The sequence below is a fragment of the Psychromonas sp. MME1 genome (assembly GCF_041080865.1).
Lineage (GTDB): Bacteria > Pseudomonadota > Gammaproteobacteria > Enterobacterales > Psychromonadaceae > Psychromonas.
In genome coordinates, this window is sequence record NZ_CP160906.1 from 2,057,488 (window position 1) to 2,073,211 (window position 15,724).

Below are 15,724 nucleotides of genomic sequence, written 5' to 3' on the forward strand. Positions count from 1 at the left end.
ATCTTACCCTTACTTGCTAAGTACATTAAATTGGCCAGTATGGGCCATTGAAAAATGCAGTTAACCAGCCCTGTTGTTGAGTATTAGCAAAATCGCCCGTACCACCATACTGAATACGTGCATTAGCAACTCGCATCGATGACACTGAATTATCTGAACGAACATCCTCAGAGCGAATAACCCCTTTGATACGAACAAACTCTTCTCCATTATTGAGCATCAACCATTTTTCGCCGCGGATCTCAAGGTTACCATTACTCAAAACTCGCGTCACATTGACGGTAATACTCCCCTTTAAGCTATTGCTTTGGTCGGCATCTGCATCACCTTCGAATTTACTTTTTCCTGAGAGACCAATACTTGCTCCAGAAACTTTTCCAAAATGAGGCAGGTCAGATTCTGCGACCGTTAAATCATACCCATTTTTCTTCTCTAGGCTGCTCCCTGCTTTTTTCTTTGCCGTGGTTGCCTCTTCTAAATAGACGGTGATAATGTCACCTATTCGATGTGCTTTAATATCTGAATAGAGATTATTAGCATAGCTATCTTGAAACAGAGATCCCGTTGCAGCGACGTTATAATCAGCTTCAATCGGCTCAACAGGAACAAACTCAGGATCATCTTTCGAGGCTTGATTCGGTAACGAAGTACAGCCAGCCAGTACCATTAAGTTTAAACATATTATCAATTTACGCATCATATCCTCCATTATAGCTGTTGACTGACGTAGGATAGCATTTCATCAACTGCTGAAATTACCTTAGAATTCATCTCATAAACACGTTGACTCTCAATCAAATTAACTAACTCTTCGGTCACATTAACATTAGAGGTTTCTAACATCCCTTGACGTAAAAAACCCATACCATCATTACCGGGCACTCCTTGAAGTGGCGCGCCACTGGCTCCGGTTTCCGTATATAAATTTTCACCAATCGGCTCAAGGCCAGAAGGGTTAATAAAATCATTAACATTCAACTGCCCCACCACTTGATTCTCTGCTTGCCCAGGAATACGTACCGAGACCTCACCCTGAGCACCAACACTAATAGAGAGTGCATTAGCCGGAATTTGTACCTGAGGTAAAAGTGGGTAGCCCGCACCAGGGGTAACAATAATGCCATCTTCGTTAAGCTGAAATTGACCATTACGTGTATAACTAGAGCTACCATCTGGCATCTCTATTTCGAAAAAACCGCTACCGTCTATCATAATGTCTAAAGAGTTATTGGTTGTGAGCACATTACCCTGTGAAAAATTCTTTTGTACTGCAACGACTTTAGAACCCGCCCCAATCATTAATCCAGAAGGTAGCTTACTGTTCCAGAAGCGCTGGCGCCTGGCTGATTAATATTTTGATAGAGTAAGTCTTCAAATATGGCGCGACTCTTTTTAAAACCGACAGTGCTGGCATTCGCCAAATTATTAGAAATAGTAGCCACATTCGTCTGTTGGGAATCTAATCCAGTTTTACTTATCCATAAAGCGGGATGCATAATTTTTCTCCTTAAATACTTTAATAGTGATTGTTTACACTGCGCCGTAGGCTAAGTTAAACAACACGTAGTAGAGATTCAGACGCTTTGTCCATCTCTTCCGCTTTTTTCATCATTTTAATTTGCATCTCAAACTGCCGTTGCAAGTTAATTAAACTGGTTAATTCACTCGCGAGATTCACATTAGATGCTTCAAGTGAACCACTTATCAGCTGCACTTGATTACTTTCAATTGGTTCAGCACCGTCTATCCGTCTAAATAGACCATCTTTGCCACGTACAATATCTGCATTATTTGGATTCGCTAATTTAATCTGCGCGATTTCTTCCATCGCTTCAGCGGGTGCGCCAGATGGAAGAATTTCAACCATACCATCACTGCGGATACTAAATTTTTCTACAGGGAGCGGAATGAAAATGGGTCCGCCCTGTATATCAACAACTTGATTACCCTTAGAATCAATTAAATAACCCGTTGGATCAAGATTTAGACCTCCATCACGCGTCATCGCTTGCCCACCTTGCTGCGATTCAACCACAAGCCAGCCATCCCCTTGAATGGCAACATCAAGCTCACGTCCGGTCATTTGCAACGTCCCCTTGTCAAAATTTTGCCCTGGCTCTTCGGTAATTGAAAACACCCGCGTAGGCAAGCCTTGACCATAAGCTTGCATACTGCGAGCCTGTTCAAAACTCGCTTTAAAAGCGGTTTTATTGGCATTTGCTAAATTATTACCATGGATTGCCAAAGCATTCATACTCTCTTTGGCACCTGACATTGAGATATAAAGAAAGTTATCCATTTTAATTCCTTAAACAAGCACGGGCAGTGCGATTTTTTAATAGAGATTTACAACTAATTAAAGCAACATATATGCCAATATATAAGAAGCAGGTAAGCAAACAAAAAAAACGCACCTAAAAAGGTGCGCTTCTGGGGGTAAGTTGCAGTAAATAAATTATCTGATCTGCAGGATTGTCTGTTGTAAGGTATTATTTATTTCTAATGCACGCGAATTGGCTTGGAAATTACGCTGTGCAGTGATCAAATCAACCAGCTCTGTCGTTAAATTGACGTTTGATTGCTCTAAAGCTGCCGAATTAATCGCACCAAAGGAGCCAGAAGCGGCCTCTCCAGCAATTGGATCACCTGAATTTTGTGAAGCGATCCAATTCGATCCCGTTTGTGTCAAACCTTGTTCATTACGAAAACGGACAATAGCGACACGTGAGAGAGGTTGAGAAGTACCGTTACTGTAGGTCGCTTTTACTAAACCATCACTACCGATTTCAACACCCGTTAAACGTCCCACGGTTAAACCATCCTGCTCTAACGCCGTTACCTCAAATGACGACGCAAACTGTGTTGGTTCTCTAAAATTTAAATTAAGCGCTTGACTACCATCGGCACCAGGAGGCAATACCCCAGCTCCATTCACGCCAAGTGGCTCAAAATCTAAATCTGCAGGATCTGATCCGCTATAGGCACCAGTGTCATCAAAGGTCAATACAATACCAGTATGGGTAACCCCTGCCGCATCGGTATAAGTAGCCGTTTGCGGCGTACCATCAGGCAAGCCATCACCATCGGCATCGATATCATAGACGCCTGATGTTTCAGCAGGAGGAACTGCGGATTTATCCCAGGCATCGACCGGAATACCATCAACAGTCATAAAAGTAATCCACTGATTCGTTCCAGTATAGGAAGCATTTTCAGGTTTAATATAATAGGTACTGGCAATATGTGATTGCCCTAATGAATCATAAATGGTTATCGAAGTGGCATTATTATAAGTAGCAGGATCTTGTGGATCAAAATTAGCAGGATCAAGAGTCGGATCGCCAGCAGGTAAATTTAAGGTAATACCAAGCTGACTTGTTGATACTGGTGTTCCTGCTGTTTCAGGAATTTGAATAGGCTCAGTTGTACTTAAACTTACCGATGAAGAACTACCATCCGAGTTAACAGGAAATGCCTGTAGATAGTTACCACTATTATCGACAATGAAATTCTCACTATTAAGTTTGAAAGTACCTGCTCGCGTATAACTTAAATCTCTATCTCCTATGTTTCCTGAGGTAGCAAAAAAACCACTACCAGTAATCGCTAAATCCAATGGATTCTGTGTGAATTTCAAGCTTCCTTGATGAAACTGTTGTGCAACGGCTGCAATAGAAGCACCATCACCTGTTTTAGTTTTGCTATTAGAAAATAGTGAATTTGCATAAACACTGTCAAATTCTGCACGAGATTCTTTAAAACCAACGGTACCGACATTGGCAATATTATTTGCCGTTGTATCGAGATCCGTTTGAGCCGCAGCAATACCACTTAATGCAACATTAAAAGACATAATTATTCCCTCTTATTTATTTTCTGCAACTTCAATTGCATCTGTAAGTTTAATACCACCTAGGCCTTTAAGATTTAAATTAACCCCAGCAGTGCCGCCACCTAAACTAACACTTTGTACGTGTGCGTATGACGCTGTTGTTAACTCTTCACCTTGCCCATTAACAACACCGTTAGCTTTTAAAGTATATTGTCCTTCTGGTGCTCTATTCCCTTGAGAATCTAAGCCATCCCATGAAAAACCTTTATTACCCGCACCAATATCACCTAAACTAATAGAGCGAATAATATTCCCTGATGAGTCTTCAACGGTAACCATGACGTTATAAGCACCTGTCGCAGTATTAATTGATCCGGATGCTCCACCTTCGGTATCCAAGTAAGCTTGATTACTTGGAATGAGTACTTTTTTACCAACTAATGAAGAAGCTTCTAATGCTTGACTAGAACTTAATACCGCTTTCATTCCCGCAAATTCATTACCCATGGTGGTAATGCCTTCAGCAGTAGTAAATGAAGCCATTTGTGCAATCATTTCTGAGTTATCAACCGGTTTGAAAGGATCTTGATAAGCCAACTGTTGCGAAAGCAAAGCAAAAAAATCTTCTTGATTAAGTTGCTGTTGTGCATCGACCGCTTTATTCGCAGCAACTTGTTCAGGCGTTAACGGAACGTTTAAATTTAATGAGCTGTAATTATTAATTGATGCCATAGATTACCCCTTAACTTTTGCCCATTTGTAATGTGCGACTTAACATCTGTTTGGCTGCATCGGCAATTTGAACATTAGTTTGATAGGAACGAGAAGCACTAATCATATTCGCCATCTCCTCCATGACATTAACGTTGGAATGATAGATAAACCCATCTTGATCAGCTTTAGGATGATTCGGAGCGTATTCCGTTTGCAAAGGCGCATCACTCTCAATAATGCCTTGTACTTTAACGCCAACACTACTACTTAAACCACTATTAGCGCGGTTTAATTCTGCGGCAAAAATTGGCTGACGTGAGCGATATGTTTCATCTCTATTGCTGCTAACGCTATTAGCATTAGCTAAATTACTTGCGGTTGTATTCAAACGTACAGATTGCGCACTCATACCTGTTGCGGATACATCTAATACTCTTAATAAACTCATAGTGATACTCCTAACAAGCTGTTATTGCCCTTTAATTGCTTTGCGCAAACCTGAAATTTTGCTGTTTAAAAAATCTAAACTGGCTTGATACTCTAAACTATTTTTCATAAATAAATTCCGCTCCACTTCTGCATCAACGGTATTGCCGTCACCCGTATCGGGTTGATTGCCGATTCGATACATTTCACCAGCCTGAGCCATGGAGTAACTTTGAGCAAATTTATGACTATCATTGGTACGAGTTAATGAAACACCAGTACGTGATGTCGCATTAGCCAATGCATCTTTAAAGTTAATATCACGCGCTTTATATCCAGGGGTATCTGCATTCGCTAGGTTACTCGCCAATATTTCAGAACGTTGGGCACGCACACCTAACGTGTGTTGATGAATACCGAGTGCTTTGTCAAAGTTAATCGCCATAAATTTCTCCTCTCTACGAACAAATGCAAATAGTAGGCCAAAAATTATTAAATGGGATTTTTTTCAATTATTTTATGAGTTGGTATGGCAACATCGCCATACAAGATGAATAAACAAAACTTACAGTAGGGGGAAGTAAAGTGAGTCGGTTAATAAACGATTCATTTGCGGCTGTCGTCGCGAGCAAAGTGGCAAAAATTGCCTCTTCATAATGAAAGAGGCAATTTTAATTATTTAAGTTTATAAATGATGCCGGGATTACAACGTATCATATCGAAACGAGGCGTTAAGCCCGTTATTGATTCAGAAGCCCCCAGAATTAAATATCCACCTGGATTTAAAGCATTAGCAAACTGATTTAATATCTTAGATTTAACATCTGCTGAAAAATAGATAAGGACATTACGGCAAAAAATGACATCAAACTTACCTAGCAGTGCATAGCTATCAAGCAAATTAAAATTTCTAAAGCTGGTCAATTTTTTGACATCTGCTTTAACTTGCATTTTAGCCGAGCCATCTTTAAGCGGTTCAAAAAACTGTTTTTTACGCTCTGGAGATAAACCACGTGAAAGTGCTAATGTGTCATAAACACCGCTGTTACACTGTTGCAGCATTGTATTAGAGATATCCGTGCCAATTATTTGCACATTCATGCCTAATATAGACTTCGCTTTTTGATACTCAATGGCGGTCATTGCTATCGAATAAGCTTCTTGCCCCGATGAACTCGCTGCAGACCAAATTTTAATACTCTTTTTATTGGCTAGTATTTCTGGGAATATTTTTTGTGGCAACAACTCAAAAGGATACTTATCACGAAACCACAATGTTTCATTAGTCGTCATTGCATCAATAACGGCGGTTCTCAATGATCTATTCTTATAACTCATTGATTGATTGATTAATTCAGTCAGTGATTGAATTGAAAATTGAGCCATCAAAGGGATTAATCGACTTTTTACAAGGTATTGCTTATTTTCCCCGAGAACGATACCACATTGTTGCTCAAGAAAATTAGAAAACTGCTTATAAATATCGTCAGAAAGGGATCTCACAAATAGTATCTCACTTATTAATATTATTTATCTAAGTTAGTAGAACGTTGCACTGCTAAAGCTAATTCATCGGGATTAAATTTAGCAATAAAATCATCGGCCCCAACTTTCTCAACCATTGATTGATTGAAAACACCACTTAATGAAGTATGCAGAATAATATGTAATCCACATAAATCAGGATCTTTTTTAACCGCAGCGGTTAATGTGTAGCCATCCATTTCTGGCATTTCTACATCAGAAATCATTAAAGCGTAACGGTCCGTAACAGGTTGTGTTTTGGATACTTCCTTGAGCAAATCCAGCGCCTCTTTACCATCTTTAACTAAATCACATTCAAAACCAAGTGTTGATATCGCTTTTTGAATCTGTTTACGCGCAACGGTCGAGTCGTCAGCGACTAAAATGCGTTTATTCATCGCTTTTTCAGATATACCCTGTGCAATAATATCCGCATTAACTTCAGCATTAACGGGCGCAATTTCATCTAACACTTTTTCAACATCTAAAATCTCAATTAATGTTCCTTCTATATCCGTAACTGCGGTTAAATAATTTGAACGGCCAACACCATTAGGAGGCGGCAACACATTTTCCCAGTTAATATTTATAATGCGCTCGACCGAGCCCACTAAAAACCCCTGAATTGAACGATTATACTCTGTGATGATAATAAAGCGCTCTTCAACGTTATCGATAGCGCGTCCACCTGTCGCCAAATTCAGATCAATAACAGAAATAGTTTGTCCTCGTATATGAGCGACACCACGAATGGAAGGATGTAATTTAGGAAGCATTGTCAAAGGTGGGCACTGTAAAACTTCTTTTACCTTGAATACGTTAATCCCATAACGTTGAATTCCACCCAATTTAAATAAAAGCAACTCAAGACGATTTTGCCCCACCAATTGTGTTCTCTGATTCACAGAGTCTAAAATGCCGGCCATGTTTAAATCCTTTTTGTTATAGTGCTTAGCAAAAACAAGTAGTTTTATAATGAAGGGAAATCCATTAAACTAAGTTTCTTAATTAAGCAATAAATAAATAATCAACGAATAAGGTGAATATTTTGATACGTTTTTTCCTCATCTTGCTTATTATAAACTGTTCGTATAGTTTCGCTGAGAGCAATTACAGAAAAAAGATAGAAAATTTTGCAGAATCCATTATTTCATCCAAATATGATACTTCATACGATACAAACACCAAACAGAAATTGCAAATTAACATTTCCCCAATTGATAATCGTCACAACTTTATCCCCTGTGCAAGTGAATTGATTGGGGAGGTTATCGGTGACACCTTGAAAAAAAATACAGCGGTAAAAATCACCTGTACAGATCCAAAGCCATGGACAACCTATGTCAGAGCACAGGTTAAGATATTAATACCGAGAGTAATGACAAGCACGTCACTGATCAAGGGCAATAGATTAACAGCCGATAATATAAAATTAAGCTATGTGACTAAATATCAAGCCAAAAATGGTAGTTTCGATGAATTAAGCGTACTTATCGGCACGCGATTAAAACGTAATCTATCTAACGAAAAAATAATCACCGAAAGAGACGTCTGTTTTGTTTGCAAAGATGACAAGGTAGTGATCAAAGCAAATAACAAAGGGCTACTAATAAAAACTTCAGGTATTGCTTTAAATGATGCTAATATTGGAGGCACTGTAAGAGTTAAAAATTCACGCACACAACGAATAGTTGTTGGGACAGTATCAGGGCTAAAGGAAGTTCAAGTGTCTTTCTAATTTTTTGTAATTTAGTACTCAAGAAATTATAAATACGGCCGATAAGTTAAATATGTAGTACTTTAAGGATAGGATCATGAGTATAAATATAAATCGATCAGGCGTACAAAAAAACATCATTGTTGAGCAAAATAAGGCACAAAAACAACAATCTTTAGGTGAACAATCCCAAACAACAAGTGCGAGTAGCAAAGATTCCGTGCAGTTAACTTCACAAGCGTTGAATTTAAATAAACTAGAAAAACAATCATCTTCGGAGCCTCAAGTGAATAAACAACGAATTGAATCTCTTAAAGCTGCAATTTTGAATGGTGATTACAAAATCAATACCGAACGCTTGGCTGAAAAATTAAGTAAATTTGAAGGTGACTTTAGTAAAGCATTTAGCTAATAATCGATAGTGGAAGATATTTAAATGCTAGCAGAGCAATTACAGCAACAACTGACCCTAATTAATACCTTACAATCAATCCTCGAGGCGGAAACTACCTGTCTCAAAGAAAAAAATTTTTCTTCATTAAAAGAAATTTTGTCTGACAAACAAAATGCCTTGCAACAGATCGCCTCAATCGATGACAGCTTGATAAAAAACGGCTTACAAAAAGCCCTAGCGGAAAATGAAAAGTTACAACAGTTAAAACAAGAAATCGATAAACAGCTTCGCTCATGCAAAAAAAGTAACGACATTAATGGCCAACTAGTCACATTGAGCATGAAAAGCAATAAACATTTAATGCAGATTTTAAAACAAGAAACGGGCAAAAACAGCGTCACTTATAATAACAAGGGCTCCCTGACAAGTGCATCTCTGTTAGGTCAAGATATTAAGGCATAAACAACGAGCAATATTTATTTACCTCTATACCACACGACCTAGCCAACAACACGCAAACTAATAAAACACTTGCTGTTCAACATTAACGGCAGGCTCTTGCTTACTATAGCTAATACCTGACTCCTTTAATAATGAGACGCTACGCATATCCAATGCAAGTTCTGTAATATAGAGATCCCCTTCATGATAACTTTTTAGCACCTTCGCCCCTCTGACCAAACCGTTCACTTGCGCTTGAATCAAATCGTTAAGCAAACGTGAGCCATTGACTGCATTTTCCGAACTCAATAACACACCATAGATTTGTTCCGCCAACTCTTTATAAGCCTCTAATTTAGAAGCCTTAATTGCATTCAACATTTGCAGATCAAAGGATTCACCTTGCTGCGCGGCAATTGGAGCATAACCGATAGAAGTCATAATGTATGGCTGATCATTACTACTAAACAGCATATTCTGTTGCTGACCATTGGTTTTCGCACAGGCACTTAACAACAAGATAGCGACAACCATTAAGAGCGAAGAGATGAAACGATTAATCCCATGTGACATAATAATATTCCTTACTTTGTGTTTCTTGCAGAGTTAATCATACAAAGCAAAAATCGAGCCACTTAAAAGCATAATCCTAGTTTCATTTTACAATCTGTACTAATTTCAAACTTTTATCACTTAATGTACTATTACGTGAGATATATTTTTTTTCTTGATAATCATAATTCCCACCAACAAACATATTATTAGGGAGAAAAGCACTACTAGTCGATTCAACCAAATTATTGTTAGCGTTAACAATGCGAATGTTTAGCATCACCCCTTCTTCATTACGAGACATTGTACCTGTCAAAATTCTGTTAACATCTATGTCTTTATTCAACCTTTTCCAATCGCGTGTTAACGCAAATTCACCCTCAGGGGTTAACTGAATATTGCCAGTTATTTTAAAGTCAACAATGGGAATATGACGAATATGCAATTCATGGATAAACTGCTCTGAGATAGTTTGCCCTAGCCAGTTGGTGGTTTGATGGTTATGTAGATCAACAATAGATGTCAAGGCGATTGCCTGATGACGAGATGTCGAAGGGAGATTAATAATAAGTTGCTCTGCCATATCGCTGACGACTTCAGAAAGAACAAAAGATCGCTCACCAACAAAGGAAGTTATATCCGAGTTGCTATTATTATTCACTATACTCGCATTAACCTCCCCTAAAGCAGCATCACTATTCGCTGAAGAACGAGCAATATAATAATAGAGATGATCATCTTTGCTAACGCTGCGAGTATTTACAACGGCAGTCGTTTCTATATTACGTGCCGCGCTTGTTTGCTCGGGAGCTGTTGACGCACATCCCTGTAATAACAAGGCAGCCCCTGCCAGTACCAATAAATTATTCATTCTTACCTACCTTGGACAGATTTAACTTTCATAGAAGGTATCGGCAACAGGGCAAAAAGCTTTAGTAAACTTTATCATCCAAATTTATTTAAAATATTGGTTCGAAAATTGCTTAATATAATGACAGGTTTATTTTTTAAGTTAAAGGTTCTCTATGTTAAAATATATACTTTTCACTTTGGCTTTATGCTGCTGCAGTGTCAATGCAAAGCTATTTACGTCATCCGGAGAAGCTTTTATTATTAAGCAGGATATCGATAGCGCCCGAGATGTGGCGATCAAAGAGGCGCTAAAAAATGCATTAATTTATTCTGGGGGGCCAATATCCATTCTGCAGCAAGTCAACAATGGGGTGTTAGTTGAAAATAAATTGGTATTTAACAGTAAAGGCGAAATTAATTCACTAACCATCATCGATGAAAATGTAAAAGAAGATAAATTAATGGTCACTATCAGTGTCGATATTGAACTCTCACATAATAGTTGCCAAGGAGCCCAGTATCCAAAATCGATCGCCATTACACGTTTTAAATTAAACAATCCCAATCATGCCGTTGACGGCCAGATACACACCATTAATAAGCAAATAACGCAAACGTTATTTAACCGCTTAAAATTATCACCTCAACAGTTAGATGTTAGAGAATTAATCGATATTCCGGTCCGATTAGGGCAACATTATAGCCTGCAAAATATCTCTAATACTCTATCAACGATGGCAACACAAACCGATAGCCAATATATTTTTTACGCCGAGATCAATGATCTATCCGTTGATTTTGACAGCAAAAATTCGATTAACTATTGGCTTGTTGACCCACTACGAAATTTTTATATGACCGTTTATCTCTATGATGCTCTACAGGGGACCCTTGTCATGAGCAAGCAATATCGCACCGAAGCTAAATGGGAATATGGTATGCATGAAAGTGCTGATTTACAGAGTAAACTGTTTTGGCAAAGGGAGTATGGGCAAGCAATTATTAACCTGCTCGCTAATGTTAATGAAGATATCAATAAACAATTGCAATGCATGCTCCCGATCGCCAGAGTGATTTCAGTAAAAAATAACAGCGTGCAAATTAACCTAGGTAAACGCAATGGTCTCAAAGAAGGCGAGACACTCACTCTTTTCTATAGCAGTAATTATAAAGATCAATTTGGCATCGAGCGCAATGCAGAAACTCAATACCAAGATCCGATGCAAGTTATTGAAGTTCATGATAGTAGTGCGATCCTTCGCACCATTGATAATTACCCGTTAGGTAATATACAAATTAATGATTTAGCAAAAATTAAATAATAGATATCCCATTGTAATAGCAATTGGGTTAAGTATGTGATCTAAATTTTGCGCAGGAAAAATGGCTTAATTTGAGGCGTAAGTTGACGAAAATGGTTGCTCCCTTTGCGAAACTTACAACAAAAAAGTAAGTTATTTTAACCCGTAAAATAGATCAGCTATTTATTCCGATTGGTATAATGCTATAAATTAAAATAAATAGCCCCTAAAACAACAATTGTTCAGGGGCTTTTTTACATGAAAAAGGGTCTGGCTACGGATAAAAATAGTGCACAGAAGTAAATGACGCTGCCGTCGGCTCCTCATCGGGGATATCAATCATATCCGATAGCATTTCATCATAATGAATACCTGTACCAGCAGAAACATTAACCTCTTTGCCTCGCACGGCCCCCATAATATCACCACCGCCGCCTAAATCTAAATTACCATTCGGAGCATAAATTCTGGCGTACATATCAGCATTACTTCCCACTGTCACAGCCATATCCGAATCATTACTGCTTTCATATGATGAATATATGGTGAGTGGAGCCTCCCCCTCAGAGTTAACCGTTTCATCAGCAAAAAGATCCGTCAATGAATCAAGATTTACCGAACCATCGGTCAATATCGTCAATGAGCTCGTGTCGTCAGCAAAGACAAAGTTACTGTTTTTAGTCAATATATCCCCGGTTATCAATAGGGTTATATCCCCCGTGATAGTGATATCCTGCCCTATCGGTGTAAACTCATCAAAGATGTACACCTCGGTGGGTTCACCAAACACATCAAGGGTGACAGGCGCGACACCCGCAATAGGCGTACCATCGGAAGAGACCTCTGCGCCATTGAATTGCAAATTACTGCCAATCATTGTTGCGCTGTAACTATTGGTTGAACCCGATGGAACTTGCCCCTTCATGGCTGTCATTTCCGTGACAATATCAAGCGGATCACATTCTCCAAAATCAATTTCAGGTGGCAAAATCTGGTCACTATGTATTGCCGTTTTTAAATTACTATGGTTTTCTCCACCATATATTACGGAGCTGCTAATATCCTTACCATTATCACCGTATAAATCGCCACCAACGGTGATCTCTTGCCCCGTGGCAATTAACCCCTTAAAATCTAAGTTGCCACCAGCATGAATATTAGAGGTAGAAGTAATCCCTTTAAATTGTATATTATTAGCCGCGGTGGCAGCCCCTGAGATAGAGCTACCACTTGACGTCCCTGTGGAAATACTCCCGTTTGATGTTAAATTACCATAAATGCTACCACTACCGGATAGTTCGATATCCGCGCCACTATTAATAGTGGAGACATTACCTTTATCATTATGTGCATTGGGATCGTATGGACCAAGGCTAGAATTATAGCTATCTACCGTGCCTCCACCTTGTCCCACATAAACCCCATCACAACCAGCTACCGCATCAGTAAAAAGGCTTTTCCCTGTTATTTCAATCGCCTCTATTTCTGTTTTCAAATACGCAGTGGCACCTTGATAGCTTCCCATACTCACCAAGGTAAATGTTGAACCATTTAAATTAATGTACTGTGCAGGCAAAGAGTAATTAGCACCGACCGGTACGAATGAGTTGGCTTTTAAATTACTTTCTATGGTTGCATTAGGTACAGACAACGCATTTTGCTCTTTAATATATTCATAGGCTTTAATAATGCCTTGTTCTGAGGCAAGCCGCGCATTGATCTCTTTCTGTTGATTACCCGCAATACGTTCCTGTAAACGATTTTCACTAATTTGTGAAAATGCCAATATTGTAATAATAGTCGTAATAATTAGCACGGATAGGAGAACAAACCCCTGTTGCTTTTGCATAAAGCCTCCTAAATTTACTCGAGTAAATTTGTTAATATTTTTTGTCGCAATGCTAATTTAAATGTAACCCCATCATTTCCCAAAGAATCAGGCATGCCTGTTACTTTTAACTTAACGATTAGTCCCTCTTCATTGGTACCAGTTATATTATCAAAACGTAACCTTTCTACATCTAAGGTAATTAACTGAGCCCCACTACCATCATCACAGTAGAGCCCCGCACCATCTGAATAATAGGTATCGCTGCTACCAGAAACCATGCTATTACCTAAACAGCCATAGAGTATCCCGCCACTTTGCGGCTCCCCGTAGGTAACCACTAACTCTTGGTTAGCTGTATTAACTCCATTAATATTGATCCCCTGGGCTTGGTGCACTGAGCGAGACAACAAATAAAAAGCACCTCGTAATGACTCCTGTGCATTACTCAAGTTTTGTGCAATATTGATGCTGTTTTTTAATGACCCATACAATGTGGTACAGGCAAAAACGAGGCTTAAACTAATCGTCATCGCAACCATTAATTCTATCAATGTAAAACCTACTTGCTTAGTTTTTAACTTACTCTTAGGAAACCGTTTAATATACATATTGCTCACCCACAACCGCTATCAGGGAATGTCGTTTCTAAGGTTAATGTATTATTCTCATCCTCATCAATAAAACGCGGATCACTCCATTTGACAGTGACAGAGATATCTTGCGTGATGCTAGCTGGCGGACTATTTTCATCTGTCGTCATACCTGCTGCACTTAAATCATTTACCCAGTTACTACGAATTTGTGTATAAGTACTCGCCGATGTAACATCTTGTGCATTACATAAATCCATCCAAACAGCATCAACAAAACTATTGGCTCTGATTGAGGCAACGGTATAATTAAAACTCGACTGAGAGGATTTAAGTATATACACCTCTAACTGGGCTAACCCTAATAAAGCGACTCCCGTTATAAACATCGCTACTAACACTTCAAATAAGGTAAATCCATATTCTCTATCTTTCATGGGCAGTTCCCATCTTGTAATATACTTTGACCACTGGAAAGTACGCAAAGGTAACGGGCTTTACTGCTGCTACTAATTGAAAAAGCCGCATTACCGCCAGATAAAGCACCTCTTCCAAAAACGGTAATTGAAGCACCGGAAACGGTAATTCCTGCTCGCGGTTTTTTACTAACAAACAGTACATTAGCGCTACTATCTTTGACTGACCATCCATTAGCCCACCCGCCTGGATTGGCTTCTAATGTCATTGGCGTTGATGTTTTTATCGCCTCATTGCGCGCAAAGCGATAGGCTTTATAGAGTTCATTGGTTGCCACGGCAAAACGTTCATTTTCAACAAACTGCTGATAACTAGGCACACCAATGAAAGCCAGAATAACCATAATCGCTAGCGTCACTAGCAACTCCATCAATGTCATTCCCTCTATTTTTTTTACGCTATGAAGCTTCATATTAATCCCAACAACCACTCGATTTACTTGAAGCGGTTTCTCCTGTTTGCGTAATACTCAAAGTGCCACATTCGTCACTCATTTTGGGTGTCGCGGTGATAGTAAAGGTGTCATCAGTGACAGATGGAAGTGCGTATGTATAAGAATCTGTCGCATCAATAGTTGGTAACGTCGTTGGGTAAGCACCTTGCCGAGCGTTAACGCGCTCAAACTCCTGCGCTAATTTTGTTAAGGCAAGTTGTGCAGCAATACGATTACTTTTTTGGATATGACTTTGGTATGAAGGGAAGGCAATGCCAAATAATATAGCAACAATAGCAATGGCGATTAAAACTTCAATAAGCGTGAATCCTGTAAACTTTTTCATAAAACCTCATTTAAATAGTATGAATACCACCTTATATCCATATACCATCCCACTGCTAACCACTCAACATACTTACATTATAGTCAAACGCCTAACATAGTGTGTCCAAAAAAAATTATCGCAGGTCAAATTAAAGCCAAATAAAAACCAAGAGACATTAATACTTACTGTAATAAGTATAAGATGAGAATTTTACGCAGAAAAAATTACTTTATTAGAGGCGTACTTTGATGTGAACATCTGTTCCATTTGCAAAACATACAATAAAGATAGATAAGATATTTATACAAATTG

The 15,724-nt window shown here is 38.8% G+C and carries 19 protein-coding genes and 1 pseudogene; 4 read left to right on the forward strand and 16 right to left on the reverse strand.

Going from position 1 to position 15,724, the window contains the following annotated elements; translation table 11 throughout:
- Positions 1 to 25: 25 nt before the first annotated feature.
- The 9 genes and pseudogenes from flgH to AB2N10_RS09445 form a co-directional block, all read right to left on the reverse strand.
- Positions 26 to 697 (reverse strand): flagellar basal body L-ring protein FlgH, encoded by a 672-nt coding sequence (gene flgH / locus AB2N10_RS09405; RefSeq protein WP_354623920.1) that lies wholly within the window; start codon positions 695 to 697, stop codon positions 26 to 28.
- 11 nt (positions 698 to 708) lie between these two features.
- Positions 709 to 1,496: pseudogene (flgG, locus tag AB2N10_RS09410) on the reverse strand (flagellar basal-body rod protein FlgG).
- Positions 1,497 to 1,552: 56 nt separating this feature from the next.
- Positions 1,553 to 2,299: a flagellar basal body rod protein FlgF gene (locus tag AB2N10_RS09415; protein ID WP_354623917.1), complete on the reverse strand. Its 747-nt coding sequence runs from the start codon at positions 2,297 to 2,299 to the stop codon at positions 1,553 to 1,555.
- A gap of 156 nt (positions 2,300 to 2,455) precedes the next feature.
- On the reverse strand, positions 2,456 to 3,853 hold the full coding sequence (gene flgE, locus AB2N10_RS09420) for a flagellar hook protein FlgE (RefSeq protein WP_354623915.1): 1,398 nt from the start codon (positions 3,851 to 3,853) through the stop codon (positions 2,456 to 2,458).
- 12 nt (positions 3,854 to 3,865) lie between these two features.
- Complete coding sequence (locus AB2N10_RS09425) at positions 3,866 to 4,564, reverse strand: flagellar hook assembly protein FlgD (protein ID WP_354623914.1); 699 nt, start codon at positions 4,562 to 4,564, stop codon at positions 3,866 to 3,868.
- 10 nt (positions 4,565 to 4,574) lie between these two features.
- The gene (gene flgC, locus AB2N10_RS09430) at positions 4,575 to 4,994 is read right to left on the reverse strand and encodes a flagellar basal body rod protein FlgC (RefSeq protein ID WP_354623913.1); all 420 of its coding nucleotides are present in this window, start codon (positions 4,992 to 4,994) and stop codon (positions 4,575 to 4,577) included.
- A gap of 21 nt (positions 4,995 to 5,015) precedes the next feature.
- Positions 5,016 to 5,417: a flagellar basal body rod protein FlgB gene (flgB, locus tag AB2N10_RS09435; RefSeq protein WP_354623912.1), complete on the reverse strand. Its 402-nt coding sequence runs from the start codon at positions 5,415 to 5,417 to the stop codon at positions 5,016 to 5,018.
- 230 nt (positions 5,418 to 5,647) lie between these two features.
- Positions 5,648 to 6,475: a protein-glutamate O-methyltransferase gene (locus AB2N10_RS09440; protein ID WP_354623911.1), complete on the reverse strand. Its 828-nt coding sequence runs from the start codon at positions 6,473 to 6,475 to the stop codon at positions 5,648 to 5,650.
- Between the two features lie 23 nt (positions 6,476 to 6,498).
- Positions 6,499 to 7,422, reverse strand: coding sequence for a chemotaxis protein (locus AB2N10_RS09445; protein WP_369433748.1), 924 nt, complete (start codon positions 7,420 to 7,422; stop codon positions 6,499 to 6,501).
- Positions 7,423 to 7,691: 269 nt separating this feature from the next.
- Between AB2N10_RS09445 and flgA the strand changes: the two genes are divergently transcribed.
- From flgA to AB2N10_RS09460, 3 genes are all read left to right on the forward strand, one after another.
- Positions 7,692 to 8,234 carry a flagellar basal body P-ring formation chaperone FlgA gene (gene flgA, locus AB2N10_RS09450; protein ID WP_369433749.1) on the forward strand — a complete coding sequence of 181 codons (543 nt, stop codon included), beginning with the start codon at positions 7,692 to 7,694 and terminating at the stop codon, positions 8,232 to 8,234.
- Between the two features lie 76 nt (positions 8,235 to 8,310).
- Positions 8,311 to 8,625, forward strand: a complete 315-nt coding sequence (gene flgM, locus AB2N10_RS09455) for a flagellar biosynthesis anti-sigma factor FlgM (protein ID WP_354623908.1) — start codon at positions 8,311 to 8,313, stop codon at positions 8,623 to 8,625.
- A gap of 24 nt (positions 8,626 to 8,649) precedes the next feature.
- Positions 8,650 to 9,069 (forward strand): flagellar protein FlgN, encoded by a 420-nt coding sequence (locus tag AB2N10_RS09460; protein ID WP_354623907.1) that lies wholly within the window; start codon positions 8,650 to 8,652, stop codon positions 9,067 to 9,069.
- 57 nt (positions 9,070 to 9,126) lie between these two features.
- On the opposite strand, the gene AB2N10_RS09465 is transcribed toward AB2N10_RS09460, so the two are convergent.
- Both AB2N10_RS09465 and AB2N10_RS09470 read right to left on the reverse strand, forming a co-directional pair.
- A complete protein-coding gene (locus AB2N10_RS09465; protein WP_354623906.1) occupies positions 9,127 to 9,621 on the reverse strand; it encodes a hypothetical protein in 495 nt (164 codons plus the stop codon).
- Between the two features lie 82 nt (positions 9,622 to 9,703).
- The gene (locus AB2N10_RS09470; protein ID WP_369433750.1) at positions 9,704 to 10,471 is read right to left on the reverse strand and encodes a FlgO family outer membrane protein; all 768 of its coding nucleotides are present in this window, start codon (positions 10,469 to 10,471) and stop codon (positions 9,704 to 9,706) included.
- Positions 10,472 to 10,625: 154 nt separating this feature from the next.
- Here AB2N10_RS09470 and AB2N10_RS09475 point away from each other — a divergent pair, with 154 nt between their 5' ends.
- On the forward strand, positions 10,626 to 11,774 hold the full coding sequence (locus tag AB2N10_RS09475; protein WP_354623904.1) for a flagellar assembly protein T N-terminal domain-containing protein: 1,149 nt from the start codon (positions 10,626 to 10,628) through the stop codon (positions 11,772 to 11,774).
- Positions 11,775 to 12,027: 253 nt separating this feature from the next.
- On the opposite strand, the gene AB2N10_RS09480 is transcribed toward AB2N10_RS09475, so the two are convergent.
- From AB2N10_RS09480 to AB2N10_RS09500, 5 genes are read right to left on the reverse strand one after another with little or no spacing between them, the layout of a single operon-like run.
- Positions 12,028 to 13,602, reverse strand: coding sequence for a hypothetical protein (locus tag AB2N10_RS09480; protein WP_354623903.1), 1,575 nt, complete (start codon positions 13,600 to 13,602; stop codon positions 12,028 to 12,030).
- A gap of 14 nt (positions 13,603 to 13,616) precedes the next feature.
- Positions 13,617 to 14,192, reverse strand: coding sequence for a prepilin-type N-terminal cleavage/methylation domain-containing protein (locus AB2N10_RS09485; RefSeq protein WP_354623902.1), 576 nt, complete (start codon positions 14,190 to 14,192; stop codon positions 13,617 to 13,619).
- A gap of 5 nt (positions 14,193 to 14,197) precedes the next feature.
- Positions 14,198 to 14,611, reverse strand: a complete 414-nt coding sequence (locus AB2N10_RS09490; protein ID WP_354623901.1) for a prepilin-type N-terminal cleavage/methylation domain-containing protein — start codon at positions 14,609 to 14,611, stop codon at positions 14,198 to 14,200.
- Complete coding sequence (locus AB2N10_RS09495) at positions 14,608 to 15,063, reverse strand: GspH/FimT family pseudopilin (protein ID WP_354623900.1); 456 nt, start codon at positions 15,061 to 15,063, stop codon at positions 14,608 to 14,610. Before AB2N10_RS09495 ends, AB2N10_RS09490 begins: the two co-directional genes overlap by 4 nt.
- Before the next feature lies 1 nt (position 15,064).
- Positions 15,065 to 15,430, reverse strand: a complete 366-nt coding sequence (locus AB2N10_RS09500; RefSeq protein ID WP_354623899.1) for a type IV pilin protein — start codon at positions 15,428 to 15,430, stop codon at positions 15,065 to 15,067.
- Positions 15,431 to 15,724 lie beyond the last annotated feature (294 nt).

What these genes read in the sequence shown, in the direction of transcription:
- AB2N10_RS09460 (WP_354623907.1), top strand. Translation starts at nt 8,650, where the DNA reads ATGCTAGCAGAGCAATTACAGCAACAACTGACCCTAATTAATACCTTA.
- flgB (WP_354623912.1), bottom strand. Translation starts at nt 5,417, where the DNA reads ATGGCGATTAACTTTGACAAAGCACTCGGTATTCATCAACACACGTTA.
- AB2N10_RS09490 (WP_354623901.1), bottom strand. Translation starts at nt 14,611, where the DNA reads ATGAAAGATAGAGAATATGGATTTACCTTATTTGAAGTGTTAGTAGCG.
- AB2N10_RS09470 (WP_369433750.1), bottom strand. Translation starts at nt 10,471, where the DNA reads ATGAATAATTTATTGGTACTGGCAGGGGCTGCCTTGTTATTACAGGGA.
- AB2N10_RS09495 (WP_354623900.1), bottom strand. Translation starts at nt 15,063, where the DNA reads ATGAAGCTTCATAGCGTAAAAAAAATAGAGGGAATGACATTGATGGAG.
- flgM (WP_354623908.1), top strand. Translation starts at nt 8,311, where the DNA reads ATGAGTATAAATATAAATCGATCAGGCGTACAAAAAAACATCATTGTT.
- AB2N10_RS09465 (WP_354623906.1), bottom strand. Translation starts at nt 9,621, where the DNA reads ATGTCACATGGGATTAATCGTTTCATCTCTTCGCTCTTAATGGTTGTC.
- AB2N10_RS09480 (WP_354623903.1), bottom strand. Translation starts at nt 13,602, where the DNA reads ATGCAAAAGCAACAGGGGTTTGTTCTCCTATCCGTGCTAATTATTACG.
- AB2N10_RS09500 (WP_354623899.1), bottom strand. Translation starts at nt 15,430, where the DNA reads ATGAAAAAGTTTACAGGATTCACGCTTATTGAAGTTTTAATCGCCATT.
- AB2N10_RS09475 (WP_354623904.1), top strand. Translation starts at nt 10,626, where the DNA reads ATGTTAAAATATATACTTTTCACTTTGGCTTTATGCTGCTGCAGTGTC.
- flgE (WP_354623915.1), bottom strand. Translation starts at nt 3,853, where the DNA reads ATGTCTTTTAATGTTGCATTAAGTGGTATTGCTGCGGCTCAAACGGAT.
- flgC (WP_354623913.1), bottom strand. Translation starts at nt 4,994, where the DNA reads ATGAGTTTATTAAGAGTATTAGATGTATCCGCAACAGGTATGAGTGCG.
- flgH (WP_354623920.1), bottom strand. Translation starts at nt 697, where the DNA reads ATGCGTAAATTGATAATATGTTTAAACTTAATGGTACTGGCTGGCTGT.
- AB2N10_RS09485 (WP_354623902.1), bottom strand. Translation starts at nt 14,192, where the DNA reads ATGTATATTAAACGGTTTCCTAAGAGTAAGTTAAAAACTAAGCAAGTA.
- AB2N10_RS09425 (WP_354623914.1), bottom strand. Translation starts at nt 4,564, where the DNA reads ATGGCATCAATTAATAATTACAGCTCATTAAATTTAAACGTTCCGTTA.
- AB2N10_RS09415 (WP_354623917.1), bottom strand. Translation starts at nt 2,299, where the DNA reads ATGGATAACTTTCTTTATATCTCAATGTCAGGTGCCAAAGAGAGTATG.
- AB2N10_RS09445 (WP_369433748.1), bottom strand. Translation starts at nt 7,422, where the DNA reads ATGGCCGGCATTTTAGACTCTGTGAATCAGAGAACACAATTGGTGGGG.